The organism is Pseudomonas sp. B2021 (assembly GCF_018135665.1).
GTDB lineage: Bacteria > Pseudomonadota > Gammaproteobacteria > Pseudomonadales > Pseudomonadaceae > Aquipseudomonas > Aquipseudomonas lactis.
The window spans coordinates 4,234,887-4,260,699 of record NZ_SMOF01000001.1 but is presented as its reverse complement, the minus strand read 5'-3'; the positions used below and the strand labels follow the sequence as shown (position 1 = coordinate 4,260,699).

General features: G+C 60.6%; 29 protein-coding genes. 16 read left to right on the top strand and 13 right to left on the bottom strand.

All coding sequences use genetic code 11. The annotated features are described in order from the left end of the window. Positions 1-2: 2 nt before the first annotated feature. On the bottom strand, positions 3-1,349 hold the full coding sequence (locus E1K68_RS19075; protein WP_003192809.1) for an NCS2 family permease: 1,347 nt from the start codon (positions 1,347-1,349) through the stop codon (positions 3-5). Positions 1,350-1,639: 290 nt separating this feature from the next. Between E1K68_RS19075 and E1K68_RS19070 the strand changes: the two genes are divergently transcribed. Next, complete coding sequence (locus E1K68_RS19070) at positions 1,640-2,242, top strand: glutathione S-transferase family protein (protein ID WP_003192808.1); 603 nt, start codon at positions 1,640-1,642, stop codon at positions 2,240-2,242. A 102-nt stretch (positions 2,243-2,344) separates the two neighbouring features. On the opposite strand, the gene E1K68_RS19065 is transcribed toward E1K68_RS19070, so the two are convergent. Next, entirely contained in the window at positions 2,345-3,241 is an 897-nt protein-coding gene (locus E1K68_RS19065) for a LysR family transcriptional regulator (protein WP_212614552.1), read from the bottom strand. Positions 3,242-3,366: 125 nt separating this feature from the next. Between E1K68_RS19065 and E1K68_RS19060 the strand changes: the two genes are divergently transcribed. From E1K68_RS19060 to E1K68_RS19050, 3 genes are read left to right on the top strand one after another with little or no spacing between them, the layout of a single operon-like run. Then, the gene (locus tag E1K68_RS19060) at positions 3,367-4,659 is read left to right on the top strand and encodes a citrate:proton symporter (protein WP_003192804.1); all 1,293 of its coding nucleotides are present in this window, start codon (positions 3,367-3,369) and stop codon (positions 4,657-4,659) included. A 1-nt stretch (position 4,660) separates the two neighbouring features. Beyond that, on the top strand, positions 4,661-5,986 hold the full coding sequence (locus E1K68_RS19055) for an acyclic terpene utilization AtuA family protein (protein ID WP_212614551.1): 1,326 nt from the start codon (positions 4,661-4,663) through the stop codon (positions 5,984-5,986). Next, positions 5,983-6,303 carry a hypothetical protein gene (locus E1K68_RS19050; protein WP_212614550.1) on the top strand — a complete coding sequence of 107 codons (321 nt, stop codon included), beginning with the start codon at positions 5,983-5,985 and terminating at the stop codon, positions 6,301-6,303. The genes E1K68_RS19055 and E1K68_RS19050 overlap by 4 nt, the downstream gene beginning before the upstream one ends. A gap of 120 nt (positions 6,304-6,423) precedes the next feature. Here the strand turns inward: E1K68_RS19050 and E1K68_RS19045 are convergent, their stop codons facing one another. From E1K68_RS19045 to E1K68_RS19025, 5 genes are all read right to left on the bottom strand, one after another. Beyond that, positions 6,424-6,795 (bottom strand): glutathione S-transferase N-terminal domain-containing protein, encoded by a 372-nt coding sequence (locus E1K68_RS19045; protein WP_003192799.1) that lies wholly within the window; start codon positions 6,793-6,795, stop codon positions 6,424-6,426. 101 nt (positions 6,796-6,896) lie between these two features. Further along, the gene (gene folE / locus E1K68_RS19040) at positions 6,897-7,442 is read right to left on the bottom strand and encodes a GTP cyclohydrolase I FolE (protein WP_003192797.1); all 546 of its coding nucleotides are present in this window, start codon (positions 7,440-7,442) and stop codon (positions 6,897-6,899) included. 78 nt (positions 7,443-7,520) lie between these two features. Beyond that, the gene (locus E1K68_RS19035) at positions 7,521-8,078 is read right to left on the bottom strand and encodes a Smr/MutS family protein (protein WP_003192796.1); all 558 of its coding nucleotides are present in this window, start codon (positions 8,076-8,078) and stop codon (positions 7,521-7,523) included. 75 nt (positions 8,079-8,153) lie between these two features. Beyond that, complete coding sequence (locus E1K68_RS19030; protein WP_212614549.1) at positions 8,154-8,474, bottom strand: hypothetical protein; 321 nt, start codon at positions 8,472-8,474, stop codon at positions 8,154-8,156. Between the two features lie 136 nt (positions 8,475-8,610). Further along, on the bottom strand, positions 8,611-9,201 hold the full coding sequence (locus E1K68_RS19025) for a cysteine hydrolase family protein (protein WP_192001671.1): 591 nt from the start codon (positions 9,199-9,201) through the stop codon (positions 8,611-8,613). A 239-nt stretch (positions 9,202-9,440) separates the two neighbouring features. Between E1K68_RS19025 and prmB the strand changes: the two genes are divergently transcribed. Next, positions 9,441-10,349 (top strand): 50S ribosomal protein L3 N(5)-glutamine methyltransferase, encoded by a 909-nt coding sequence (gene prmB, locus E1K68_RS19020; RefSeq protein WP_057709807.1) that lies wholly within the window; start codon positions 9,441-9,443, stop codon positions 10,347-10,349. Positions 10,350-10,477: 128 nt separating this feature from the next. On the opposite strand, the gene E1K68_RS19015 is transcribed toward prmB, so the two are convergent. Both E1K68_RS19015 and E1K68_RS19010 read right to left on the bottom strand, forming a co-directional pair. After that, positions 10,478-11,281: a hypothetical protein gene (locus E1K68_RS19015; RefSeq protein ID WP_003192788.1), complete on the bottom strand. Its 804-nt coding sequence runs from the start codon at positions 11,279-11,281 to the stop codon at positions 10,478-10,480. Positions 11,282-11,380: 99 nt separating this feature from the next. Continuing rightward, a complete protein-coding gene (locus E1K68_RS19010) occupies positions 11,381-12,343 on the bottom strand; it encodes an alpha/beta fold hydrolase (protein WP_003192787.1) in 963 nt (320 codons plus the stop codon). Positions 12,344-12,486: 143 nt separating this feature from the next. Here E1K68_RS19010 and aroC point away from each other — a divergent pair, with 143 nt between their 5' ends. From aroC to E1K68_RS18990, 4 genes are all read left to right on the top strand, one after another. Further along, positions 12,487-13,578: a chorismate synthase gene (gene aroC, locus E1K68_RS19005; protein WP_003192786.1), complete on the top strand. Its 1,092-nt coding sequence runs from the start codon at positions 12,487-12,489 to the stop codon at positions 13,576-13,578. 75 nt (positions 13,579-13,653) lie between these two features. Next, the gene (locus E1K68_RS19000) at positions 13,654-14,817 is read left to right on the top strand and encodes an MFS transporter (RefSeq protein WP_212614548.1); all 1,164 of its coding nucleotides are present in this window, start codon (positions 13,654-13,656) and stop codon (positions 14,815-14,817) included. Continuing rightward, positions 14,814-15,344, top strand: a complete 531-nt coding sequence (locus tag E1K68_RS18995; RefSeq protein ID WP_137204242.1) for an acireductone dioxygenase — start codon at positions 14,814-14,816, stop codon at positions 15,342-15,344. Before E1K68_RS19000 ends, E1K68_RS18995 begins: the two co-directional genes overlap by 4 nt. Before the next feature lie 210 nt (positions 15,345-15,554). Next, a complete protein-coding gene (locus E1K68_RS18990; protein WP_003192780.1) occupies positions 15,555-15,824 on the top strand; it encodes a helix-turn-helix transcriptional regulator in 270 nt (89 codons plus the stop codon). A 59-nt stretch (positions 15,825-15,883) separates the two neighbouring features. On the opposite strand, the gene E1K68_RS18985 is transcribed toward E1K68_RS18990, so the two are convergent. Then, positions 15,884-16,162, bottom strand: coding sequence for a DUF3509 domain-containing protein (locus E1K68_RS18985; protein WP_003172952.1), 279 nt, complete (start codon positions 16,160-16,162; stop codon positions 15,884-15,886). A gap of 467 nt (positions 16,163-16,629) precedes the next feature. On the opposite strand from E1K68_RS18985, the gene E1K68_RS18980 reads away from it, so the two are divergent. The 5 genes from E1K68_RS18980 to E1K68_RS18960 all read left to right on the top strand — a co-directional run bounded on the left by E1K68_RS18980 (position 16,630) and on the right by E1K68_RS18960 (position 22,404). Then, positions 16,630-18,456, top strand: coding sequence for a long-chain-acyl-CoA synthetase (locus tag E1K68_RS18980; protein ID WP_057709809.1), 1,827 nt, complete (start codon positions 16,630-16,632; stop codon positions 18,454-18,456). A gap of 106 nt (positions 18,457-18,562) precedes the next feature. Continuing rightward, positions 18,563-19,078: an ankyrin repeat domain-containing protein gene (locus E1K68_RS18975; protein ID WP_003192775.1), complete on the top strand. Its 516-nt coding sequence runs from the start codon at positions 18,563-18,565 to the stop codon at positions 19,076-19,078. Positions 19,079-19,119: 41 nt separating this feature from the next. Beyond that, entirely contained in the window at positions 19,120-19,650 is a 531-nt protein-coding gene (locus E1K68_RS18970; RefSeq protein ID WP_212614547.1) for a hypothetical protein, read from the top strand. 67 nt (positions 19,651-19,717) lie between these two features. Continuing rightward, the gene (locus E1K68_RS18965) at positions 19,718-19,909 is read left to right on the top strand and encodes a PLDc N-terminal domain-containing protein (RefSeq protein ID WP_003192770.1); all 192 of its coding nucleotides are present in this window, start codon (positions 19,718-19,720) and stop codon (positions 19,907-19,909) included. A 407-nt stretch (positions 19,910-20,316) separates the two neighbouring features. Beyond that, positions 20,317-22,404, top strand: a complete 2,088-nt coding sequence (locus E1K68_RS18960) for an LTA synthase family protein (protein ID WP_003192769.1) — start codon at positions 20,317-20,319, stop codon at positions 22,402-22,404. A 167-nt stretch (positions 22,405-22,571) separates the two neighbouring features. Here the strand turns inward: E1K68_RS18960 and E1K68_RS18955 are convergent, their stop codons facing one another. Continuing rightward, positions 22,572-22,724, bottom strand: coding sequence for a DUF3309 family protein (locus E1K68_RS18955; RefSeq protein WP_003192767.1), 153 nt, complete (start codon positions 22,722-22,724; stop codon positions 22,572-22,574). Positions 22,725-23,052: 328 nt separating this feature from the next. Between E1K68_RS18955 and E1K68_RS18950 the strand changes: the two genes are divergently transcribed. Next, positions 23,053-23,868: an SDR family oxidoreductase gene (locus E1K68_RS18950; RefSeq protein ID WP_003192765.1), complete on the top strand. Its 816-nt coding sequence runs from the start codon at positions 23,053-23,055 to the stop codon at positions 23,866-23,868. 127 nt (positions 23,869-23,995) lie between these two features. After that, positions 23,996-24,199, top strand: coding sequence for a carbon storage regulator CsrA (gene csrA / locus E1K68_RS18945; protein ID WP_003192762.1), 204 nt, complete (start codon positions 23,996-23,998; stop codon positions 24,197-24,199). Positions 24,200-24,209: 10 nt separating this feature from the next. Here csrA and E1K68_RS18940 read toward each other — a convergent pair whose 3' ends face one another. Beyond that, a complete protein-coding gene (locus E1K68_RS18940; protein ID WP_003192759.1) occupies positions 24,210-24,437 on the bottom strand; it encodes a YheU family protein in 228 nt (75 codons plus the stop codon). A 74-nt stretch (positions 24,438-24,511) separates the two neighbouring features. Beyond that, positions 24,512-25,696 carry an osmoprotectant NAGGN system M42 family peptidase gene (locus tag E1K68_RS18935; RefSeq protein WP_212614546.1) on the bottom strand — a complete coding sequence of 395 codons (1,185 nt, stop codon included), beginning with the start codon at positions 25,694-25,696 and terminating at the stop codon, positions 24,512-24,514. Positions 25,697-25,813 lie beyond the last annotated feature (117 nt).

Sequence of the window (25,813 nt, the reverse complement as noted above, 5' to 3'; positions counted from 1 at the left end):
AACTACAGGAAGATGAACTTGGCGATAAAGATCGCGCACAGTACCCACAGGCTGATGGAAATCTCGCGGTATTTACCGGTGCCGGCCTTCAACGCCACATACGTGATAAAGCCCAGGGCGATGCCGTCGGCGACCGAAAACGTCAGCGGCATCATGATCGCGGTGACGATCGCCGGAATGCTGTCGGTGGCCTCATCCCAATTGATATGGGCCATGCTCGCCATCATCAGCATCGCTACATAAATCAGCGCGCCCGCCGTTGCGTAGGCGGGAATCATGCCGGCCAGCGGCGCAAAAAACATCGCCGCCACGAACAGCACGCCCACGGTCACTGCGGTCAAACCCGTACGGCCGCCAGCAGCCACACCGGCGGCGCTTTCTACATAGCTGGTCACCGGCGGTACACCGACCATGGCGCCAAACACGCTGGACGCACTGTCAGCCTTCAACGCGCGAGACAGGTTGTCGATCTTGCCATCGGCATTCACCAGGCCTGCGCGTTGCGCAACGCCCATCAGTGTACCGGCAGTGTCGAACATGTGTACAAAAAGAAAGGCAAATACCACGCTGATCATGCTCACATTGAACACACCCATCACGTCCATTGCCATCCAAGTCGGTGCCAGGCTCGGTGGGGTGGCGAGAATGCCGTTGTAGTGCACTAGGCCCAGGCCCCAGCCGGCCAGGGTTACGGCGATGATGCTGATCAGGATGGCGCCGAAGACGCGGTGATAACTGAGGATGGCAATCAGCAGGAAACACACGGCCGCCAGCAGCGGTGCCGGCTCGTGCAGGGAACCGAGCTTGATCAGCGTGGCCGGGCTGTCGACGATGATGCCGGCGGTTTTCAGGCCGATCACCCCTAGGAACAAGCCCACGCCGGCTCCCATGGCATGGCGCAGGCTGACCGGAATGCTGTTGAGCAGCCATTCGCGGATGCGCGACAGCGTGAGGATCATGAACAGCACGCCGGAAATAAACACCGCGCCGAGGGCGGTCTCCCAGGTGTAGCCCATGGTGCCGACCACGGTGTAGGTGAAGAATGCGTTCAAGCCCATGCCCGGCGCCAGGCCCACGGGCCAGTTGGCGTACAGGCCCATCAGCAGGCAACCCAGCGCGGCCGCTATGCAGGTGGCGACGAAGGCCGCGCCGTGATCGATACCGGCATCGGCCATGATATTGGGGTTGACGAAGATGATGTAGGCCATGGTGATAAAAGTGGTGAGGCCGGCGATCAGCTCGGTCTTCACTGTGGTGCCATGCAAGCGCAGTTTGAACAGGCGTTCCAGCCAACCGCCTCGGGGCGCGGCCAGGTCCAACGTAGGGGCTTCGGTTTTGCGGCTATCCACAGCGAGTACTCCTCAATCGTTTTATTGTTATTTCCAGCGCCGGTTACATGAGTGGGCAACGGCGCTTTGAGGTGTTGGCGGGTTTGTTGACCAAAAGGTCAGGAACTCGCACGAAGCGAATTATGCTTTTGTATACAAATAAAGCAAATAATGTTTTCGATTATCTGGGCGAAAAGGGATGAAAGGCCCACGCCAGGGGATTTATTCTGCGCGACGCCTTGAAACAAGCCCTCGATACCCGCACCTTGTGGGCGCAAGCATTCGGTCAGCGCGGCGAAAAGGGGAGCCCCATGTACAAGGTTTATGGCGATTACAAGTCGGGCAATTGCTACAAGGTCAAATTGATGCTCACTCTGTTGGGCATCCCGTATGAATGGATCGATATTGATATTCTCAAGGGCGATACCCAGACCCCTGAGTTCCTGGCCAAGAACCCCAATGGCAAGGTCCCGGTATTGGAGCTCGAAGACGGCACCTGCCTGTGGGAGTCCAACGCGATCCTCAACTTCCTCGCCGATGGCAGCGAATTCCTGCCGACCGAACCGCGCCTGCGTACCCAGGTATTGCAGTGGCAGTTTTTCGAGCAGTACAGCCATGAGCCTTACATTGCGGTGGCGCGGTTTATTCAGTTTTACCTGAACATGCCCGAGGATCGGCTGGAAGAATATAAAACCACCCATAAGGGCGGTTACAAGGCCTTGAAGGTGATGGAGCGTCAGCTTCAAGCCACGCCTTATTTAGTGGGCGAGCAGTTTTCAATTGCCGATATCGCATTGTATGCCTACACCCATGTGGCCCATGAAGGCGGCTTTGACCTGGCGCCGTATCCGGCGGTGCAGGCATGGTTGCAGCGGGTGGCCAGTCATCCTCGGTATGTGCCGATGCTCGACTGATTCACTCGGTCCAATGTGGGAGCTGGCTTGCCTGCGATAGCGTCACCCTGGTGCTCCGGCTAAACCGAGGTGTCTGCATCGCAGGCAGGCCAGCTCCCACATTCAGCGCGGCGGCGCGTCAGGCAGTGCTTTGTTGAGCAGTTCAAAGCAGCGCTGCGCCGCCGGGCTCAAGCCCATGCCGCTACGGCTGATCAACCCGATCTCTCGATTCACCCCGGGATGATCGATGCTGATCCGCTTCAAACCTTCCAGGCTATCGGCCGCTGACTCCGGCAACACACTGATGCCCAGGCCCTGGCGCACCAAGGCCAATACGGTCGACATGTAGTTGGCCTCCATGCCGGCGTTCAGCGTCAGTCGTGTCTCATCGAACAGCGTGTCCACTTGCTCGCGCACACTGCTGTCTCGGCCGGTCAGGATGATCGGCTGGTCCGCCAATTGTTCCAGAGTCAGTTGGCGATGGCGGGCGAGCGCATGGCCCGATGGTACAAATGCGCACAGCCGATCATTGAGCACCGGCACGAAGTCCAGCCCGTGGCTCAGGCGAGCGCGCACGCCGATGCCGAAATCCACTTCGCCGTTGCGAACCTTTGCATGAATGCGCTGGGCCACCAGGTCATGCAGGCGCACTTCGATGCCGGCGAAGCGTTGGCGAAACAGGCGCAAGGCCGGGGGCAGAGCGCCTGCGCAGACTGAGGGCAGGGCGGCAATGGTCACCACGCCGCGGCGCAAGGCGGCGAGGTCGCGGGAGCCGGTGACGATGTTGTCCAGGTCCAACAGCAGTTTTTCCATAGGCCCGCGCGCGTCCTGGCCTGCGGCGGTAATGCTCACGTGGCGCGGGCTGCGGTCGAGCAGGGCGACGCCGAGCCAGTCTTCCAGTTGTTGCACCTGCACGGTGAGGGCTGACGGCGACAGATGCAATTCGTTGGCCGCCTTGGTGAAGCTGCCTGTGCGGGCAACCGCAAGGAAGGCTTGAATGTGCTGGATGCTGTTTTTCATAAGCGCCGCTTCATTTTGTTTTTCCGAACGCTGATGGCTGAATATTGCAATTTACAAAGCCTAGCGCGATTCCAATACTCCAGGGAAAACAATAACCGGCCAACGAGGCCGCCCTGGAGTAACCCATGCTCGCAACCCTGGGTGTCATCACCATCCTGTGCCTGCTCGCTGCCGTCATGAGCAAGCGCCTCTCGCCGCTGGTAGCCTTGATCGCCTTGCCGATCATTGCCGCGCTGATCGGTGGATTCGGCCTGCAAACCAGCGCCTTCATCATTACCGGTATCAAGAACGTCGCCCCTGTGGTGGGCATGTTTGTGTTCGCGATCCTGTTTTTCGGGATCATGACCGATGCGGGCATGCTCGATCCCATTATTGATCGCATCCTGCGTACGGTCGGGACGCGTCCTACACGAATTGTGGTGGGTACTGCGACCCTGGCGTTGCTGGTGCACCTGGACGGCTCTGGCGCGGTGACCTTTCTGGTGACGGTGCCGGCGATGCTGCCGCTGTATACGCGCCTCGGCATCGATAAACGCATCCTAGCCTGCGTGTGTGCGATGGCCGCCGGCGTCAACTTCCTGCCCTGGACCGGCCCGGTGCTGCGTTCGTCGGCGGCCTTGCATGTGCCGGTGGCCGACCTGTTCCAACCATTGATCCCGGTTCAGATCGTCGGGCTGATCTTTGTCTTCGCCTGCGCCTGGTGGCTGGGCCATCGCGAAGAAAAGCGCCTGGGCCTGGGCGCCGGTTCCAGCGTGGAGGCGGTGCCGCAACGAGTGCTCAGCGATGACGACATCACGCTGCGTCGTCCACGGTTGTTCTGGGTCAACCTGATGCTGACCGTGCTGGTGATGGTGGTGATGATCGCCGGCTGGGTCGACCCGGTGGTGATGTTCATGCTCGGCACCGTGGTTGCGTTGTGCATCAACTATCCCAACGTGGACGCCCAGCGTGCGCGCATCGACGCCCATGCGAAAACCGCCCTGACCATGGCCAGTATCCTGCTCGCCGCCGGAGTATTTACCGGCATCATGCAAGGCACCGGCATGCTCAAGGCCATCGCCGAAGTGGCGGTGGCGCAGATTCCGGCGGGCCACGGCAAGTTGATTCCGGCCGTCGTGGGCTTTTTGTCCATGCCCCTGAGCATGTTGTTTGACCCCGATTCCTACTATTTCGGCGTGATGCCGGTGATCGCCGAAGTCGGCAAGGCCCTGGGCGTCGACCCGCTTCAGGTGGCCCAGGCTTCGCTGCTGGGCGTGCACACCACCGGCTTCCCGGTCAGCCCGCTGACGCCTGCGACCTTCCTGCTGGTGGGCCTGTGCAAGATCGAACTGGCCGATCACCAGCGCTTCACCATTCCTTTCCTGTTTGCCGCCTCGGTGTTGATGACCCTGACGGCGTTGCTCCTGGGAGTGATTTGAGATGAACACCTTGCGCATCGGCTCCGGCGCCGGCTACTCCGGCGACCGTATAGAACCTGCCGTGGAACTGGCCGAACACGGCGACCTGGATTACCTGGTCTTCGAATGCCTGGCCGAACGCACCATCGCCCTGGCGCAACAGGCGCGTATCAGCGACCCGCAGGGCGGTTATGACCCGCTGCTGGCTGAGCGCATGCGCCGTGTCTTGCCCTTTGTGGGGCAGCGGGCGGGGCGTCGACGCCTGCGGGTGATCACCAATATGGGCGCGGCCAACCCGCTGGCGGCGGCCAGGGAAGTACGGCGTATTGCGGGCGAGCTGGGCCTGGGCCTCAAGGTTTTGGCTGTGGTCGGCGATGACGTGCTGCACGCCTTGCCTGCCGAGCAGTTGCTGGATAACGGCAAGACCGTGGGGGCATTGGGTAAGCGGCTGATTTCCGCGAATGCCTACTTGGGTGTGGAGGGCATTATTGAAGCGTTGCGTGCCGACGCCGATGTGGTGATCACCGGGCGCGTGGCCGACCCTTCGCTATTCCTGGCGCCGCAGATGTTCGAGTTCGGCTGGGCCTTCGATGATTGGCCGCGACTGGGCCGAGGCACGTTGGTGGGGCATTTACTTGAGTGCGCGGGGCAGGTCAGTGGCGGTTACTTCGCCGATCCCGGCTTCAAGGATGTGGAGGATCTGGCACGCCTGGGCTTTCCCCTGGCCGAGGTCGACGCCGACGGCAATGCAGTGATCACCAAGGTGGCAGGCTCCGGTGGACGGGTCAGCCGCGCGACCTGCGCCGAACAACTGATTTATGAAGTTCACGACCCGGCAGCCTACTTGACCCCGGATGTGACGGCCGACTTTTCCCAGGTGGGGTTTGTCGAGGAGGGCGTGGACCGGGTGCGTGCCCAGGGAGCTAGTGGGCGTGCCCGGCCTGATCAACTGAAGGTCAGCGTCGGTTATCTGGACGGTTGGATCGGTGAGGGGCAGATGTCCTACGGCGGTCCAGGTGCTGTCGCACGGGCCGAGTTGGCGCGGGACGTGGTACTCAAGCGTCTCGCGTTGATCGGCGTAAAGATGCAGGACCTGCGCGCCGAGTTGATCGGCATGGATTCACTGCACGGCCCACGCAGCAGCGTCGAGCCTTGGGAAGTGCGCCTGCGGGTCGCCGCCCGGTGTGAGGAGCGTGGCGACGCGGTGCGGATCGGCAATGAAGTGGAGACCCTCTACACCAACGGCCCGGCCGGCGGCGGTGGGGCGAGCAAGGGCGTACGCCAGGTGGTGGCGGTCGCGTCGTTGCTGCTGCCCCGTGAAGCGGTCAAACCGAGGATTGAAGAATGAAACTGCATACGCTGGCCCATTCCCGCACCGGGGATAAGGGCGACACGTCAAACATCTCGATCATTGCCTACCGCGCGCAGGACTACCCGTTGCTGTGTGAACAGCTGACGGCGGAGCGCGTGGCAGCGTTCTTCGCGGATTTACTGGAACCCGGTGCTGAGCCGGTTCGGCGTTATGAATTGTCGAATGTGCAGGCGCTGAACTTCGTGTTGCCGGGCATCCTGCGTGGCGGCGTGACCCGCTCACTGGCGCTGGATGCCCACGGCAAGTGCCTGGGCTCGGCACTGCTGGATCTTGAACTGGCAATACAGACTTAAGAACACCGCAGGGCAAATGTGGGAGCTGGCTTGCCTGCGATAGCATCACCTCGGTACATCTGCTGCACCGCGGTGCCCGTATCGCAGGCAAGCCAGCTCCTACATTGACCGCAGCGGGCTTCAGATTGCGGCGAAGCGCTTGTCCAGGTACTCGATGATCACCTTGGAGTCATACATCCAGGTGGTCTGGCCGTTCTCTTCGATGCGCAGGCACGGCACTTTGATCTTGCCGCCTTGCTCCAGCAGGGTCTGGCGGTCCTGTTCGTTGTTCTTCGCGTCCTTCAAGGCCACCGGCACATTCAGGCGGTGCAGGGTGCGGCGGGTCTTCACGCAGAACGGGCAGGCGTGGAACTGATACAGGGTCAGGTCTTTGGCGGCAGCATTGACCTTGGCCTGTTGCTCGGCAGGGCGTTGTTTTTTGCGTGGGCGGGTAAGAAAGTCGCCCGCGATGATGACGTGGCCGAGGCCCACTCTAAGTGCTTTGACGAACATGGCTGAAACCTCTTGCCCATGACTGAGGGGGCGCAGCTTACCTGATTTCTACAGGCGAAAAAAAACCGGCGATGAACGCCGGTTTTTTCCTGCCTGGCCGGTTACTTGATCAGGCTGAGAAATTCGCTGCGGGTAGCCGCGTTCTCACGGAACTCGCCCAGCATCACCGAGGTGATCATCGACGAATTCTGTTTCTCGACACCGCGCATCATCATGCACATGTGCTTGGCCTCGATCACCACGGCCACGCCCAGGGCGCCTGTCACTTCCAACACGGCGTCGGCGATCTGGCGGCTGAGGTTTTCCTGGATCTGCAGGCGGCGCGCATACATATCGACAATGCGGGCGACCTTCGACAGGCCCAGCACTTTGCCGCTCGGGATATACGCCACATGGGCCTTGCCGATAAACGGCAACAGGTGATGCTCGCACAACGAGTACAGCTCGATGTCCTTGACCAGCACCATTTCGCTATTGTCAGAGCTGAACAAGGCACCATTGGTGACTTCTTCGAGTGTCTGTTCATAACCGCGGCAGAGGTACTGCATTGCCTTGGCGGCACGCTTTGGCGTGTCGAGCAGGCCCTCGCGGGACACGTCCTCGCCGAGTTGGCCGAGAATCTCTGTGTAATTCTGTTCCAGGGACATGAAACTACCTGTGGGATTTTCGCAAAGCGCAAGGTTACGGTGGCGGACACATCGCTGCAAGCCTGACGAAGGCACTTGTTACTCGTCGCGCCCTTCCATCATGGTGCGCTTGAGCATCACATACACCGCGCCGGCACCGCCGTGGCGGGCCTGGCAGGAGGTAAAACCGAGCACCTGGGCATGCTGGCGCAGCCAGGTGTTGACGTGGCTCTTGATCATCGGCCGCTTGCCGTCCAGCCGCACAGCCTTGCCATGGGTGACGCGCACGCAGCGAATTTCGAATTTGGTCGCTTCAGCCAGGAAAGCCCAGAGGGTTTCCCGGGCTTTTTCCACGGTCATACCGTGCAGGTCGAGGCTGCCTTCGAACGGGATCTGGCCGGCCTTGAGCTTGCGCATCTGGCTTTCCTGCACGCCGTCGCGGGCCCACATGAGCTCATCTTCGGGGCCGACGTCGATCACGAACTGGTCCGACAGGCCATCCACGGTGGTGGCATCGGTGCGCACGGTCGCGGCCTGGCGCAGCTTGGCGATCTGCGCCCGGTCGGTCTTGGGTTTGCCGGTGTCGGCGCGGTCGTGCTTGATCGGCTTGACGCCGCGCAGCTCGTTTTTGAACAGGGAAAAATCGTCGTCTTGCATGTCAGCCTCCGCGAAGGGCGGGCAGTTTACCTAAATCGCGGCGGCCAGGGCGCAGGAAACGCTATCCAAGCGCCATCAGTCGTGCTTTTTCATCAGGTGAGAGGCGATATCCAACGACAACGGTTGGCGCATTTTCCGACGGCTGCGACGCCACAGCCACACACCCAACCACAGCACCAGCAAGCCGACACCCAGCAGGAGTGCCGAGCCACCCGGGCTGGCATTCAGTTCGCCGAGTGCCGGCGAATGCCCAAACAGGCCGGCGCCACCAGCGCCCGCCAACAACAAACCTACTATCGCCAGTAACGCGGCAATGCACGCTACCAGGCGCAGACGCCAATTGCTCGGGCCTTTGGGGCGCAAGCGACGAGCATCAAAACCATCGGATATCTTCATTCCGACCTTTCCTCCAGGGTATCGGCCCTTCGACCGGAAGATACACAGGTTGTTCCGGGGAGAGGGGTAAATGCGCCAAATGAAAGGGCTTTGCGGATGAGCGGAGCAATAAACACGCCGCTCACCGCCAGCAGGGTCAGATCAGATCTTTGGCCAGCGCCAGGGTGGCGAAGTTGTCGGCCATGATGGCCATTTCGGTTTGCTGCACGTGCTCGGCGCTCAGGATGCCACCCTTGTACGGCAGGTCGCGGGTGGCGCAGGCGTCTTCCACCAGGGTGCAGCGAAAGCCCAGGTTCTTGGCCGCGCGCACGGTGGTGCTGACGCTGGAGTGGCTCATGAAACCGCAGACGATCAGGTCCAGGGAGCCCAGGTCTTGCAGGTGTTTTTCCAGGCCGGTGCCATGGAAGGCGCTGGGCAGCAGTTTGCCGATGATGGTTTCGTCACCTTCAGGCTCAAGGCCCGGAATGAATTCGCCGCGCTCGCCCTGGGGGTCAAACAGGCCGCCCACCGTGCCCAGGTGGCGCACGTGCACAATCGGGCGCCCGGCACTGCGCGCTGCGGTCACCAGTTGCTTGATGTTCTGCACCGCCGAGTCCATGCCCGAGAGGGCGAGCGGGCCGCTGAGGTATTCTTTCTGGGCGTCGATGATCACCAGGGTCGCATGATTGAGGTTGGCTGCTGCGTAACCGCGACCGCTGAGTTGAAACATCGTCTTTGGAACGGACATTCTGGGGCTCCTGTGAGTGGGGCTTTTGCGACATTGTCCACTGGCTGAGCGCTTCTGTGAATCGCTACTATCGTAAGGTACGCCGTTGCTGGCGTGCAGCCATGTCAAGAGGCAGGCCTGTTTAACACAATGCGGGCGAATTGGATGAAATCCGACGTACGGTGCCAGGTGTTTCGTACATCGTCGGTACAGGTGAAGGCTGTTAGAATCGCCAGTCGTTTTTTCCAGGAGCTTGCCCCGTGATCACTTCCCGCCTGCGCACCTTGCGCGACCATATCCGTTGGGCTGTCAGCCGTTTCCATGGGGAAGACCTGTTTTTTGGCCATGGCACCGACAATGCCTGGGACGAAGCCCGGCAATTGGTGCTGGGCGCCTTGCACCTGCCGTGGGAAATCGCCGACAGCTATTTGGATTGCAACCTGGAAGAAGAGGAAATCTCCCACGTGCAGCGCTTGCTGCATCGGCGTATCCATGAGCGAGTGCCTACCGCGTACCTGTTGAACGAAGCCTGGTTTTGCGGCATGTCGTTTATCGTCGATGAGCGCGTACTGATCCCGCGTTCACCGATAGGCGAGCTGATTGAAGACCGCTTTGAACCCTGGCTGGCCCAGCCGCCGGCACGCATCCTTGACCTGTGCACCGGCTCCGGTTGCATCGGCATCGCCTGTGCCTACGAATTCCCCGAGGCCGAGGTGGTGCTGGGAGACCTGTCCTTCGAAGCCCTGGAAGTGGCGAACCAGAACATCGAGCGCCATGGCGTCGACGAGCGCGTCTACACCGTGCAGGGCGATGGTTTTGACGGTTTGCCCGGCCAGCGTTTCGACCTCATTGTGTCGAACCCGCCCTACGTGGATGCCGAAGATTTCGCCGACATGCCCGACGAATACCAACACGAACCGGAACTGGGCCTGGCCTGCGGTGACGACGGCCTGAACCTGGTACGCCGGATGCTGGCTGAAGCGGCGGACCACCTGACCGAGAAGGGCTTGCTGATTGTCGAAGTGGGCAACAGCCAGGTGCATGTCGAGGCGCTGTATCCGGAAGTGGACTTTGCCTGGCTGGACTTCAAGCGCGGTGGGCATGGGGTGTTTATGTTGACGGCTGAGCAGTGCCGCCAACACCAGGCCGTTTTCGCTGCCCGGATATAACTGCAGAAACTCGGTCAATGTGGGAGCTGGCTTGCCTGCGATAGCGGTGGGTCAGCTTGCACTTGTGCTACTGATACATCGCTATCGCAGGCAAGCCAGCTCCCACATTTTGATTGCATTTCAATCTATCAGCGGTGCGTGGCAATCCAGATCAACAACCCCGCCTGAAACACCGTAAACGCCACCAGGCAGGTGATGGTAAAGCGCAGCCCACTGTCCTCACGCTTGAACTTGGTGACTTTCTCCTCTTCCTTGCGCAGTTTCACTTCCTGCTCCGCCAGGTTCTGGTCGGCCTGTTGCAGCATCTGCGCGGCTTCGAGGATCTCCACAAACTGCACTTTCTCGGTATTCCAGCTGTCCAGCACGTCGCCGACCTTGCCTGGTTGCACATTGCCTTTGAGGTGCTGCACATCGGCGTAGGCCACATCGAAACCCTGGATACGCAGGAAGTGATCGCGACGCAGGCGCGTGGCTTCGTTGAGGGCGTCCTTGTTGGCCAGGTCCACGCCGTCGACGCGGTAGTGTGACCACTTCTTCTTCGCCCAGGCGGCGCCTTGGGCCACCAGGAAACGCCCGATACCGCGGTTGGCCGGCTCGATTTCCAGGCTGTTGCCGGGGCCGAAGTGCACGCGGTGTTTATCGTGATCGACCCAGATATCCAGATGATTCTGCTCGCGCCGTACTCGCTGGCCCGGTAACTGGATGACCATGCGCAACAGGCTGTGGTGTTTGTCATGACGCTCGGCATAGCCGAACTGCACAAAGCGCAATGGCCGTGCGCCGGTGGCGCGGTCGGTGGCCAGTGGGGCCAGGCGCAGCATCTTGAAGTGTTCGGCGTGAACGTCGGCCCACGGCAGGGCTGCTGCCGCGGCAGCTTCGGTTGCGGCCGGGGTCTCGGCGGTAGATTCGGGTGTTGTTTCGGTGGTTGTCATGCGGCGCGATCCTGTCCAAGCCCTGCGAGCCGACAGTCTTTTTACTGTCGACTCTGGACTTATCGGCCGTTTTTTCCAGGACTGGAGGCCAATTGCCGCTTAACGGGGTTGAAGTCCTTCGATAAAGCTGACGATACGTTGGCCCAACTCCGCAGCCAGCGGTAGTTTCGGGTCGTTGTAGGAGGCCAGTTGCTGCTTCACGTTATTGGGCACGATGCGCATCACGTGGTTCATACCTTCGATTACCGTCAACTGCGCGTCGGGTTTGGCCTTCTTCAGTTGCTGGGCGTCGCCTACACCCACTTGGATATCGTTGGTGCCCTGGATAATCAGCGCCGGCATATCCAAGCGTGCAAAAGCGGCCGACGGATCGGCGCGGAACAGGCTGATCAGATACGGCTGCACGCTGGGCCGGAAAATACCCTCCAGCGGGCGCGGCACATCGGCGTCCACCTGGCCGGCCTTGAGGTGATCGAGGATTTCATTGCTGCGCAGCAACAGGGCAGGGGGCAAGTGATCGGCCAGTTGCTGACGGATAACTTGGTCCACCGGGCGGGCGCTACCTGACAAGGAAATGACTCCGGCCGGTTCAAGTTGCGGCGCGGCGAGGGCGGCGACCAGCGCGCCCTCACTGTGGCCCAGCACAATCAGCGGGCCCATGCGCTTGTCGGCCTTGAGCAACTTGCCCCAGGCCACGGCGTCGGCCACATACGCCTCCAGGGTCAGGTTGCGCTCATCCGGCGTGGCCGCCAGGCTTGCAGCCACGCCGCGCTTGTCGTAGCGCACGCTGGCGATGTTATGCCGGGCCAGTACCCAGGCCAGGCGCTTGAGGCTGTCGTTGCGCGCGCCGTCGGCGCTGTTGCCGTTGCGGTCGGTGGGGCCGGAGCCGGCGATGATCAGCACCACCGGCACCGGTTTATCCGATTGCGGCAACAGCAGCGAGCCAAAGAGTTGGCCGCTGCCGGTGTCCAGGCTGATCGGGCGTTGCAAGACGACAGGGGAGGCGGCCTGGGCCACGGCGGTGAACAGGGTGAGGGTGAACAGCAGAACTCGCAGCATCATAGCGCCATCATTGGAGAGGTGCCGGTTGGACCAACGTCTACCGGTAAGGTTTCGAGGATGAACTAGTCGGTTAGCCTGCGTATACTGGCCGCCTTAAGTTATTACGGTTGACTTGATTCAACTGATTTCACGGAGCGCCCTGCATGTCCGGCAATACCTTCGGCAAGCTGTTCACTGTCACCACCGCGGGCGAAAGCCATGGGCCGGCGTTGGTCGCCATTGTCGACGGCTGCCCACCAGGCCTCGAGCTGAGCCTGGACGACCTGCAGCGCGACCTTGACCGCCGCAAGCCCGGCACCAGCCGCCATACCACTCAGCGCCAGGAACCGGACGAAGTCGAAATTCTCTCCGGAGTGTTCGAAGGCCGCACCACGGGCTGTGCCATTGGCCTGTTGATTCGCAACACCGACCAGAAGTCCAAGGACTACTCGGCGATCAAGGACCTGTTCCGCCCGGCCCATGCCGACTACACCTACCATCACAAATACGGCGAACGCGACTATCGTGGCGGTGGCCGCAGCTCGGCGCGTGAAACCGCCATGCGCGTGGCCGCCGGCGCCATCGCCAAGAAATACCTGGCCACCCAGGGCATCGTCATCCGTGGCTACATGAGCCAATTGGGCCCGATTGAAATCCCGTTCAAGACCTGGGACAGCGTCGAAGACAACGCCTTCTTCTGCCCCGACCCGGACAAGGTGCCGGAGCTGGAAGCCTACATGGACCAGTTGCGCCGCGACCAGGACTCGGTCGGCGCGAAGATCACCGTCGTGGCCGAAGGGGTGAAGCCGGGCCTGGGCGAGCCGATCTTTGATCGCCTCGACGCCGAACTGGCCCATGCGCTGATGAGCATCAACGCGGTGAAAGGCGTGGAAATCGGCGCTGGTTTCGCCTGCGTCTCCCAGCGCGGTACCGAGCATCGCGATGAGATGACCCCTGAAGGTTTCCTCAGCAACAACGCGGGCGGCATCCTTGGCGGTATTTCTTCCGGCCAGCCGATCGTGGCGCACCTGGCGCTCAAGGCCACGTCGAGCATCACCACACCAGGCCGTTCGATCGATGTGCACGGCAACCCGGTGGACGTGATCACCAAGGGCCGCCACGACCCGTGCGTCGGCATCCGCGCCACACCGATTGCCGAAGCCATGATGGCCATCGTGCTGATGGACCACCTCTTGCGTAACCGTGGGCAAAATGCCGATGTGCGCGTGAGTACCCCGATACTGGGCCAGCTGTGATCGCCTGGGGCAATGAGCGCGCTTGCTGTGGCGAGCGAGCTTGCTCGCGCTGGGCTGCGAAGCAGCCCCAATAGCATGCCCCAACCACTGCCATACTGGCGCCTCTCCAGCTTCTACCTCTTTTACTTCGCCCTGCTGGGGGCGACCGCGCCGTTCCTGGCGCTTTACTTCGATCACCTGGGTTTTTCCAGCGCACGCATCGGTGAACTGGTGGCCATCCCCATGCTGATGCGCTGCGTGGCCCCCAACCTGTGGGGCTGGATCGGCGATTACACCGGCCGGCGCCTGGCCATCGTGCGGTTCGGCGCGGTGTGCACCCTGGCCAGCTTCTGCCTGATTTTCGTCAGCAAGACCTACGCCTGGCTGGCGCTGGTGATGGCCCTGCACGCGTTCTTCTGGCACGCAGTGCTGCCGCAGTTCGAAGTCATCACCCTGGCCCACCTGCACACGCAAACCTCACGCTACAGCCAGATCCGTCTGTGGGGCTCCATTGGTTTTATCCTCACCGTGGTGGTCATGGGGCGGCTGTTCGATTGGCTGAGCCTGGATATTTACCCGGTGGCGGTCGTGGTGATCATGGCCGGCATCATCGGCGCCAGCCTTTGGGTACCGAACGCGCAGCCTGTCAGCCACGGCAACCGCTTGGCCGGTGAGGGTTTCCTCAAGCAATTGCGCAGCCCAGGCGTGCTGGCGTTTTATGCCTGCGTGGCGCTGATGCAAATGAGCCATGGCCCGTATTACACCTTCCTCACCTTGCACCTGGAGCACTTGGGCTACAGCCGTGGCGTGATTGGCCTGCTGTGGGCGCTGGGGGTGGTGGCGGAAGTGCTGATGTTCCTGGCCATGAGCCGTATCCTTGCGCGCTTTTCGGTGCGCCGGGTGCTGCTCGCCAGTTTCCTGCTGGCCGCGCTGCGCTGGTGGCTGCTGGGTTCATTTGCCGAGGTTTTCTGGCTGCTGCTGGTGGCGCAACTGATGCACGCCGCCACGTTTGGCAGCTTCCATGCAGCGGCGATTGCCTTTGTGCAACGCAGCTTCGGCGACCGCCAGCAAGGCCAGGGCCAGGCCCTTTATGCCGCGCTGGCCGGCATCGGCGGCGCGCTCGGCGCCCTGTATTCCGGCTACAGCTGGAACCTGCTGGGGCCAACCTTCACGTTCAGTATCGCCAGCCTCGCGGCCCTGGCCGCCGCCATTATCATTGGCCTTCGATTGCAAGAGCCGAACCAAGGAACCGTGCAATGAGCTATGTAGCCGTCTACTCCATCGCCACCCCGGACACCCCAAACAAAGTGTTGACCCATGCCGAGGATATCCAGTCGACCCTGGCCGAGCACGGTGTGCGCTTTGAACGCTGGCAGCCCAGCCTGATAGAAAAGGGCGCCACTGATGCTGAAATGATTGCCGCCTACCAGGCTCAGATCGAAGCCCTCGGCTACGCCGCTGTGGAAGTGGTCAGCGTGACCCAAGACCATCCACAGAAAGACGAGTTACGTGCGCAGTTCCTCGACGAACGTACCTACAGTGAAGACGAGGTGCGTTTCTTCATCGCAGGCCAGGCGCTGTTTACGCTGCACATAGGCGACTATGTGTACAGCTTGCGCTGTGAGAAGAATGACTTGCTGATCATCCCTGCCGGTGTACCGCACTGGTTCGACATGGGCGAAAACCCGCACTGTGTGACACTGCGTTTGTTCAACACAGCCCAGGGCGCTGTGCCCTCGTTGACCTGTGATGCGATTGCCACACGCTTTCCAGGACTCGATGACTAAGCACAAATAACTGAATGTTCAACCCTGGCAAGTTGGAAGTTGCTGTGGGAAGAAGCTTAATTATTTGTAGGGCAAAGCTGTTTGTTCTGCACTGTGCGCTTTGATTCCACTCGTTATGTAACTCTCTCTTCAGCGCCAATGTTTATGCCATCTGTCAATAGGAGGAATCCGAAAGGTGGCAGCGCATCAGCAGACATAAAGGAGAGAACAATGAGTGGCCCAGAGGAGACGTATCGCCCGTTAGTTATTGTACCGACGGCTATCAGAAAACGCCTGAGCTTGTGCGGCAAGCCCCTGACTGCCACGGAGCTGGAAATCCTGCGATGGGCCTCCGAGGGCAAGACGGTCTGGGAAATCAGCCAGATTCGCGCCACCTCTGAAGCCACGGTGAAATTTCATCTGCGCAACATCTACGGAAAGCTGGATGTCACCAACCGTGTACAGGCAAAGAATGAGGCTGCCCGCCAGGGCTTATGTTAACGGCATGAAAAAGGGCCGCGACGCTGAGTAGCGTCGCGGCCCTTTTTCAGATTTCCAGCTTAGGCCGAGTGATAGGTCGGCAGTGCAAAGCGGTTCTGGCTTTGCAGCATCGAAATCTGCGGCAGTTCGCTGGCTTGTTCAGCCAAGTCACGACGAATGGCGCTGATGACCCAGGTCAGTTGGTCGGCAGTGTGCAGCTGCTGATAAGAGATCGAGCGCTTGACCTGCTTACCTTCGCTGTTGCGCAGGGTCAACAGGATGCCGCCGTCCGGACGTGGCTGGGTGGTGACGTCGTAGTTGGAGAATACCGAAGCGAATTTATCTTGGATCAGGCTCATGTCTATCAGCTCCATTGGCTCAAGTTGGCAAGCATGGAGTGATAGGTGCAGTGATTGTGCCAGTATTGGATTTTTTAGAAAATCGTTATAAATCAGCAACTTATAAATTTACAGGATTTTCATTTTCGTGCAATTTGCATGAAGGGCCATCGTGCATCCTGCATTTTGCGCTATCTGCTCGGTGATTTTTTCGGGAGGAGGGGGAGGGCTGTACTGATACTGACCGCCTTTTGCTCGGAAAAATCCCGCTCGGCTGGCAGGCTGTTATCGCAGCGATGCGGTGGCCCGACAAGCCAGCTCCCGCATTTGGAGGGTGGAGTGTCCGGGAGATAAGCATCGGCCGGCCGCCACGAGATACAAAACTTTTCAAATCCCGCGTGTACAGCCAAAGAACCGCTGACGTATTTTCCGCTACACCAGTCGATGTACCTGGACCCGACCAAGAATAAGAAAAGGGACGTCCCGCCATGACTCATCAGCAAGTCGACATGATCACCTGGCGCATGATGCTGCGAAAGGTGCCTGCCATCGTTCGGGCCCTCCCACGGGTGGTGCGCGGCATGCGCGCGGCCAACGTCACCGACCCGGGCCAACCCTGCGGCCTGGGCTGGCATTTCGAACAAGCCGCCTTGCGCAACCCTGACGGTGCTGCCCTGCTTTATGGGGACAGCGTGATCAGCTACCGCGACGCCAATCAGCGCGCCAACCGTCTTGCCCACCACCTGCAAGCCCAGGGCATCGGCAAGGGTGACGTGGTGGCGCTGTTTATCGAAAATCGCCCCGAGTTGCTGCTCAACGTGCTCGCCGTGGCCAAGCTGGGCGGCATCTGCGCCATGCTCAACACGGCGCAAACTCAAGGGGCGTTGGTACACAGCCTGACCCTGGTCAACCCGGTTGCCATTGTGGTCGGTGCCGAATTGCTGGGCGCTTACGCGGCGGTGCGCGAACACGTGCAGATCCCGGCCGAGCGCACCTGGTTCGTGGCCGATCAACCCGGCAGTGCAGTGCCCGATGGCTATATCGACCTGATGGCCGCCAGCGCCGAAAGCCCGGTGGACAACCCGGTGAGTTCCGCGCAGGTGTTCTTTAATGACCCCTGCTTCTATATCTACACCTCCGGCACCACCGGCTTGCCCAAGGCCGGCATCATGAAGCACGGGCGCTGGACCAAAACTGCCGTGAGCTTCGGCAGTATCGCCCTGGACATGGGCCCGCAGGACGTCCTCTATTGCACCTTGCCGCTGTACCACGCCACCGGGCTGTGCGTGTGCTGGGGAGCGGCGATTATCGGCGCGTCGGGCTTTGCCATCCGGCGCAAATTCAGTGCCAGCCAGTTCTGGGACGATGCACGCAAGTTCAAGGCGACCACCCTGGGTTATGTCGGTGAGCTGTGCCGCTATCTGCTCGACCAGCCTGCCAGTGCGCAGGACCGCGATAATCAGGTGACCAAGATGGTCGGCAACGGCTTGCGCCCTGGTGTGTGGGCGCAGTTCAAGCAGCGTTATGGTGTGGAGCATATCTGCGAGCTGTATGCCGCCAGCGACGGCAATATCGGCTTTACCAACATACTGAATTTTGACAACACCATCGGCTTTTGCCTGCAGCATTGGGCGCTGGTGGATTACGCCCATGACACTGGTGAACCGCTGCGCGGCAGCGATGGGTTCATGGTCAAGGTGCCCACCGGCGGGCAGGGCCTGTTATTGGCGCGCATTGATGATAAGTCGCCCTTCGACGGCTATACCGATCCGGAAAAAAACCGCAAGGTGGTACTGACCGACGTATTCGAAAAAGGCGATCGCTATTTCAACACCGGTGACCTGGTGCGCAGTATCGGTTTCGGCCATGCGCAATTTGTCGATCGCCTGGGGGATACCTATCGCTGGAAGGGCGAAAACGTCTCGACCACCGAGGTGGAAAACGTCCTGCTCAAACACCCGCAGATCGCTGAAGTGGTGGCCTATGGCGTCGAGATCGACAACACCAACGGCCGCGCCGGCATGGTCGCCATCACCCCCAGCGAATCCCTGGCCAGCCTGGACATGCGCGAACTGCTGCAATTTGCCCACGGCCAGCTGCCCCCTTATGCGGTGCCGTTGTTTTTGCGGATCAAGGTGAAGATGGAAACCACCGGCACGTTCAAGTACCAGAAAGTGAAGCTCAAGGAGCAAGGGTTCGACCCGGACAAGGCTGGCAATGACCCGGTCTACGCCTGGTTGCCGGGTTCGGACAGCTATGTGCCGGTGACCGGGCAATTGCTGGCGCAGATCCAGGGCGGCCAATTCCGTTATTGATTCTGGCTATGGCGGCTTTTGACAAAAAAGCCATGACACCGGGGAACTCCCTCGCGACACTGGGCGCCTTAAACAGTTATATCAGTCGCCTCAGCAAGGAGCCCCCATGTCAGAACAGCCTAAACAAATGACCGAAGACGAAGCCGCCGAATTTGCCGAGCAAGTCTTCGACGTGGCCCGTCGCGGCGATGCCGCGATGCTCGCCGCGCTGTTGGCCAAAGGCCTGCCGGCCAACTTTCGTAATCACAATGGCGACACCTTGTTGATGCTCGCGGCTTACCACGGCCATGCCGAGGCGGTTAAAGTGCTGCTGGAGTTCAAGGCTGACCCCCTGATCGCCAACGACAAGAACCAGTTGCCGATTGCCGGTGCGGCGTTCAAAGGCAACCTGCCGGTGGTCCAGGCGTTGATCGAAGGCGGCACGCCGATTGACGCGGCCTCCTCGGACGGGCGTACGGCGTTGATGATGGCGGCGATGTTCAACCGCGTTGACATGGTTGATTACCTGCTCGGTAAAGGCGCAAATCCCAAGGCCACCGATGCACAAGGCGCGACAGCGCTGGCGGCGGCGCAGACCATGGGCGCGGTGGATACGGCGGCGCAGTTGCAGAAACTGGTGTAGGCTACGCGCCCTTCAAAACTTGCCCGTTACAGGATCGCCCCATGAAAACCGCCCTCGTCGAACTCATCAGTAAAATCAGCGCCGGCGTCATGGGTGAGGACGAAGTAGCGCGTATCGCCGACGAAGCGGCCCAGGCCTACGCGGCCCCGGCGGCGTTCCTGGCGGCCAACCCGGATATCAACTACGACGACAGCTTCCCGATCCCGCTGGGGGAGTGGGTGGTAGTGGGTAGCCTACCGGACACGGTGTTGTTCCAGGCCGATACCTATGGCGACCTGTTTGCCCAGATCGTCGCGTCGTTCGGTCCGGGTGTGGCGTTCAACCTCAAGCCCAAGCAACTGGCCAAGACCGAAGACCTGACCGCGCTGAACCGCATCCAGATCCAGATTAGCGCCCTGAGCCCGGAAGACGGCGGTTATGTGCTGGTGAATTTCAGCCAGTTGCTGGACGACGAGATCCAGGCGGTGCTGGTGTTCGGCAACGACCTGCCGCGGGTGCTGGAACTGTGTGCCGAAGTCGGCATCAAGGCCGAGCCCTCGCTTGAAGCCTTGAAGATTGCCGTACACGTCTGAAATAAAACGGAACCCCCGCCAAGGCTGACTATCCTACAAGGGCATGCCCTCACTTAGGAGCGACACCATGGGTTCCACGTTTAATAGCCTGATTGGCCTGATTATCCTCGCGCTGGATATCTGGGCGATCATCAACGTGTTCAAAAGCGGCGCCAGCACCGGCGCCAAAGTGCTGTGGATCCTGTTGATCCTGCTGTTGCCCGTGCTGGGCCTGATCATCTGGGCTATCGCCGGGCCGCGCGGTAACGTGCGGATCTGACGACCTACTCGATTTGGAGTGGGCACAGTCAATGTGGGAGCTGGCTTGGCTGCGATTGCGGTGTGTCAATCAAAACGATGCAAGCTGACCCACCGCTATCGCAGGCAAGCCAGCTCCCACAGGGGGGCACTGTATTAACCATATTTGTGTGTCGAAACTATTCGCCGCACGAAATTTTCACATCCCATCCAAGACAATTCGCCGGCTTTAACCGGCTGCCAGGGCTCTATCTCCAGTGCCCTTAAAGGCAGGGCCGTGCCTTACGTTCAGTAATTAATAGCCTTGCCGGCCTTGATCGGGCACCATTTGTGCCACCGCGTTAACCGCCTACCCCAGCCAGCCTGGGCGAGGGACGGACGCCACTGCATTATTTCGCAACTTAAACTTCCAATGGGTCCTAAAACGACATGGCAAACCCGGACGCCCTGAATCAGCAGCGAGCTTCAAATCGCCTGCTGCAACCGACCGTCAAATCCCATCTGGCGTACACGCTGCTCTGCGCACTGGTCATGATGGTGATGTTCTCCCTGCTGCGCCTGGCGTTGCTGGTCTACAACCGCGAGATGATCCTGGATACGCCGGCTTCGACGTTCCTGGAAGCGTTCGTCAACGGCACCCGCTTCGACATTCGTTTTGTGACATACGCGCTGATCCCGCTGTTGCTGGCTGTGTTCAGCGTACGGGCCATGGCGGCACGAGGCTTCTTCCGTTTGTGGCTGACCGTTGTGTCCAGCATTGCGCTGTTCCTCGGTCTTATGGAGATGGATTTCTACCGCGAATTCCACCAGCGCCTCAACGGCCTGGTCTTTCAGTATGTGAAGGAAGACCCGAAAACCGTGATGAGCATGCTCTGGTACGGTTTCCCGGTGGTGCGCTACCTGCTGGCCTGGGCCGTGGGCACGCTGATCCTGAGCATGGCCTTCAAGGGCGCTGACCGCGCAACGCGCCCCCGTGGCCCGTTCAGCGGCGGCACGATCAGCACTCGCCAGGTGGCGCCGTGGTACGGCCGCACCGCGGTGTTCATGGTCTGCCTGCTGGTTGCCGTGGTCGCCATCCGTGGCACCCTGCGCCAGGGGCCACCGCTGCGTTGGGGTGATGTCTACACCACCGATTCGAACTTCGCCAACCAGTTGGGCCTCAATGGCACCTTGTCGCTGATCGCGGCGGCCAAGGCGCGCTTCGGTGAAGACCGCGCCAACATCTGGAAGGCCACTCTGGAACAACCGCTGGCCACCCAGACCGTGCGCGACATGCTGGTGCTGCCGCAAGAGAAGCTGGTAGACACCGACACCGCTGCGGTACGCCGTGACTTCACGCCACCGGCCGAGAAAACCCTGCCGATCAAGAACGTCGTGGTCATCCTGATGGAAAGCTTCGCCGGTCACTCGGTGGGCGCATTGGGACGTCCGGGCAATATCACCCCGTACTTCGACAAGCTGACCCAAGAGGGCCTGCTGTTCGACCGCTTCTTCTCCAACGGCACCCACACCCACCAGGGTATGTTCGCCACCATGGCCTGCTTCCCGAACCTGCCGGGTTTCGAATACCTGATGCAGACCCCGGAAGGCAGCCACAAGCTGTCGGGCCTGCCGCAGCTGCTCAGTGCGCGTGATTTCGACGATGTGTATGTCTACAACGGCGATTTCGCCTGGGACAACCAATCGGGCTTCTTCAGCAACCAGGGCATGACCAACTTCATCGGCCGCAATGACTTCGTCAACCCGGTGTTCTCCGACCCGACCTGGGGCGTGTCCGACCAGGACATGTTCAACCGTGGCCTGGAAGAACTGAAGGCACGCGAAGGCGGCAAGCCGTTCTACGCGCTGCTGCAAACCCTGTCCAACCACACGCCGTACGCGTTGCCGACCCCATTGCCGGTCGAGAAAGTCACCGACCGTGGCAGCCTCAACGAGCATTTGACGGCCATGCGCTACTCCGACTGGGCCCTGGGCCAGTTCTTTGAAAAGGCCCGCAAGGAGCCGTACTTCAAGGAAACCCTGTTCGTGATTGTCGGTGACCACGGTTTCGGTAACGAGCAGCAGATCACCGAGATGGACCTGGGCCGCTTCAACGTGCCGATGCTGATGATTGCACCGGGCATGCGCGAGAAGTTCGGTGAGCGTGACCACACTGTGGGCACCCAGATCGACATCGTGCCCACCATCATGGGCCGCCTGGGCGGCGATACCTTGCACCAGTGCTGGGGCCGTGACCTGCTGAACCTGCCGGAAGGTGATAAAGGTTTCGGCGTGATCAAGCCATCGGGCAGCGACCAGACCGTGGCCTTGCTCACCGGCGACCGCGTACTGGTATTGCCCAAGGAAATGCCACCCAAGTTGTGGGAATACACCCTGGGCGCCGAGCCGAATGGCAAGGTGATTCCAGAGTCGCCGGACGAAGCCGCACTCAAGCAGAAACTCGAGTCGTTCCTGCAAACCGCGACCAAGAGCCTGCTGGATAACACCGCAGGTGTGGTGGACGGTAAGCCGGACTAACTGACCGGCAATAAAAAAGAGGCCTTCTAGAAGGCCTCTTTTTTTGCTTCTCAATTGTAGGAGCGAGCTTGCTCGCGAAAAACATCAACGAAAACGCGTGCGTTCTGAATAAACCCGGCGCCTGTGAGTGTTTCGCGAGCAAGCTCGCTCCTACAAAAACGCGGCGTTTATATCTTGCCGAGCAACAACAGCACCAGCAGAACAACCAGTACCACACCCAGGATACCCGACGGTCCATAACCCCAGTTACGCGAGTGCGGGAACACCGGCAGGCCACCGACCAGCAGGAGGATCAGGATAATAATCAGAATGAGGCTCATGGTTTTATTCCTTATAGGTTCTTTGCAAAAACCGGCTGTTTAACCGTTGGTTCGTCCATGTACAGTGGGACGCCTTACCCATTCCGACTCTGCCACTTCGCAGAAAATTCATTGTTTTTATAAAACATTTTGATGGGTCGCTTATTTCTTTTAACGCGTGCGCAACTTGAACTAATCAGTTGAAAAAAATTGAACTTAGTCTATGCGCGCAGCTGCTACCGAGCCCGCGGTTTGCCTGGGGCATTCATCACCCTGATGGTGCGTGGGTGGAGCAAAAACCTTCGCTACACTGCCGGTCACTTCTTCGTGAACCACAAGGCTACCTCCTATGCAAAACCGCATGATGATCACTGGCGCCGGGTCTGGCCTGGGTCGCGAAATCGCTCTGCGCTGGGCTCGTGAAGGCTGGCAGTTGGGGTTGTCCGATGTCAGCGAGCCCGGTTTGCAGGAAACCCTCAAGCAGGTTCGCGAGGCGGGCGGTGATGGTTTTACCCAGCGTTGTGACGTGCGTGACTACAGCCAGCTAACGGCCTTTGCCCAGGCCTGTGAGGTGAAGCTCGGCGGCATCGATGTGATCGTCAACAACGCCGGTGTGGCCTCGGGCGGGTTCTTCGCTGAATTGTCCCTGGAGGATTGGGACTGGCAGATCGCAATCAACCTGATGGGCGTCGTCAAAGGCTGCAAGGCGTTCCTGCCGCTGCTGGAAAAGAGCAAGGGGCGCATCATCAACATCGCCTCAATGGCCGCGCTGATGCAAGGCCCGGCCATGAGCAACTACAACGTGGCCAAGGCGGGCGTGGTGGCGTTGTCCGAGAGCCTGCTGGTGGAGCTCAAGCAACAGGAAGTGGGCGTTCATGTGGTGTGCCCGTCGTTTTTCCAGACTAACCTGCTCGACTCCTTCCGTGGGCCAACCCCAGCCATGAAGGCCCAGGTGGGCAAACTGCTTGAGAGTTCGCCCATCTCGGCGGCGGATATCGCCGACTACATTTACCAGCGCGTGGCCGCAGGCGAGTTCATGATCCTGCCCCACGAGCAAGGCCGCATGGCTTGGGCGTTGAAACAGAAAAATCCGCAACTGCTGTATGACGAAATGACACTGATGGCCGACAAGATGCGCGCCAAGGCGCAGGCCGTGAAGGGCTGATTCGGCTGCGGTCTGTCAGACAAATTACCTGCCTGCGTAGGCAGTGCCTGATTTTTCCGCAAGCCATTGCCGGCCCAGCGCCAAGGGGGCATGGTCGGGGTCCTGCTACTGGAAAAGGACAACCGCCATGCTGGTCTTAAGCCGTGCCACAGGCGAAGCCATCGCCATTGGCGATGACATCACCGTGCATATCCTGGAAGTGAACGGTACTCATGTGAAATTCGGCATCGAGGCGCCGGTGGGCGTCAACGTGTACCGCGCCGAGGTGTACCGCAAGATACTCAAAGGCGAGGGCCAAGCTACCCATCCCGTGCCGGCGCCCAACCCTTAGGCGCCGCTGTTCAGTCGAACAGGTGCTTGGGCACATCGTGCTTGAGCATCAACTGGCATTGCTCGCTCTCGGGGTCGAAGACGATCAGCGCCTGGCCTTTGGTCAGCGCCTGGCGCACGCGCAGCACGCGGGTTTCCAAGGGCGTGTCGTCGCCATTGTCGGTACCGTCGCGGGTGACGAAGTCTTCGATGAGGCGGGTGAGGGTGTCGACTTCAAGTGCATCGTAGGGAATCAGCATACAAGCCTCAGGTATCAGGTCCCGGCGATGCTACTGCGCCGGGACCTTTGTTGCCAGTATCAACTCACACAGCGTCAGGACTTCTGGCCGACCAGGCTGTCCACCGACGGCACACGGGTGTCGCTCTCCATTTGCGTTTCATGCTCGATCTGATGACTGAACCGGTCCAGGGAACCCTGGGCCGGTTGCGCATCGCTGGCAAACACCGGCGGGCTGAGGATGTAAGCGCCCAGCAAGCGGCTCAGGGCGGCGAGGCTGTCGATGTGGGTACGCTCATAGCCATGGGTGGCATCGCAACCGAAGGCCAGCAGCGCGGTGCGAATATCATGGCCGGCGGTGACCGCCGAGTGGGCATCGCTGAAGTAATAGCGGAACAGATCGCGGCGCACCGGCAGCTCGTTGTCTGACGCCAGGCGCAGCAAGTGGCGGGACAGGTGATAGTCATAGGGGCCGCCGGAGTCCTGCATGGCCACGCTCACCGCATGTTCGCTGGACTGCTGGCCAGGGGCGACCGGGGCGATATCGATGCCGACAAACTCACTCACATCCCAGGGCAGGGCGGCCGCTGCGCCACTGCCGGTTTCCTCGGTGATGGTGAACAGCGGGTGGCAGTCGATCAGCAAGGGTTCGCCACTGTCAACGATGGCCTTGAGCGCAGCGAGCAGTGCGGCGACGCCGGCCTTGTCGTCCAAGTGGCGGGCGCTGATATGCCCGCTTTCGGTGAACTCGGGCAGCGGGTCGAACGCCACGTAGTCACCGACGCTGATTCCCAGGGAATCGCAGTCGGCGCGCGTGGCGCAGTAGGCGTCCAGGCGCAGTTCCACATGGTCCCAGCTCACCGGCATTTCATCCACGGCGGTGTTGAACGCGTGCCCGGAAGCCATCAGCGGCAACACGCTGCCGCGAATCACGCCGTTATCGGTGAACAGGCTGACACGGCTGCCTTCGGCAAAGCGGCTCGACCAGCAGCCCACTGGCGCCAGGGTCAGACGGCCGTTGTCCTTGATCGCGCGCACGGCGGCGCCGATGGTGTCCAGGTGCGCGGAGACGGCGCGGTCAGGGCTGTTTTTCTGGCCCTTGAGGGTGGCGCGAATCGTGCCGCGCCGGGTCATTTCAAACGGGATGCCGAGTTCTTCCAGGCGCTCGGCGACGTAGCGCACGATGGTGTCGGTAAAACCGGTGGGGCTGGGAATGGCGAGCATTTCCAGCAGCACTTTTTGCAGATACGGGAGATCGGGTTCGGGAATGGTTCGGGTCATGGAAACTCCTGATGAGTTGAGGGCGATCGTTCCCACGCTCTGCGTGGGAATGCCTCAGGGACGCTCTGCGTCCGCTGTGGTGACGCAGAGCGTCACAGGCTGCATTCCCACGCGGAG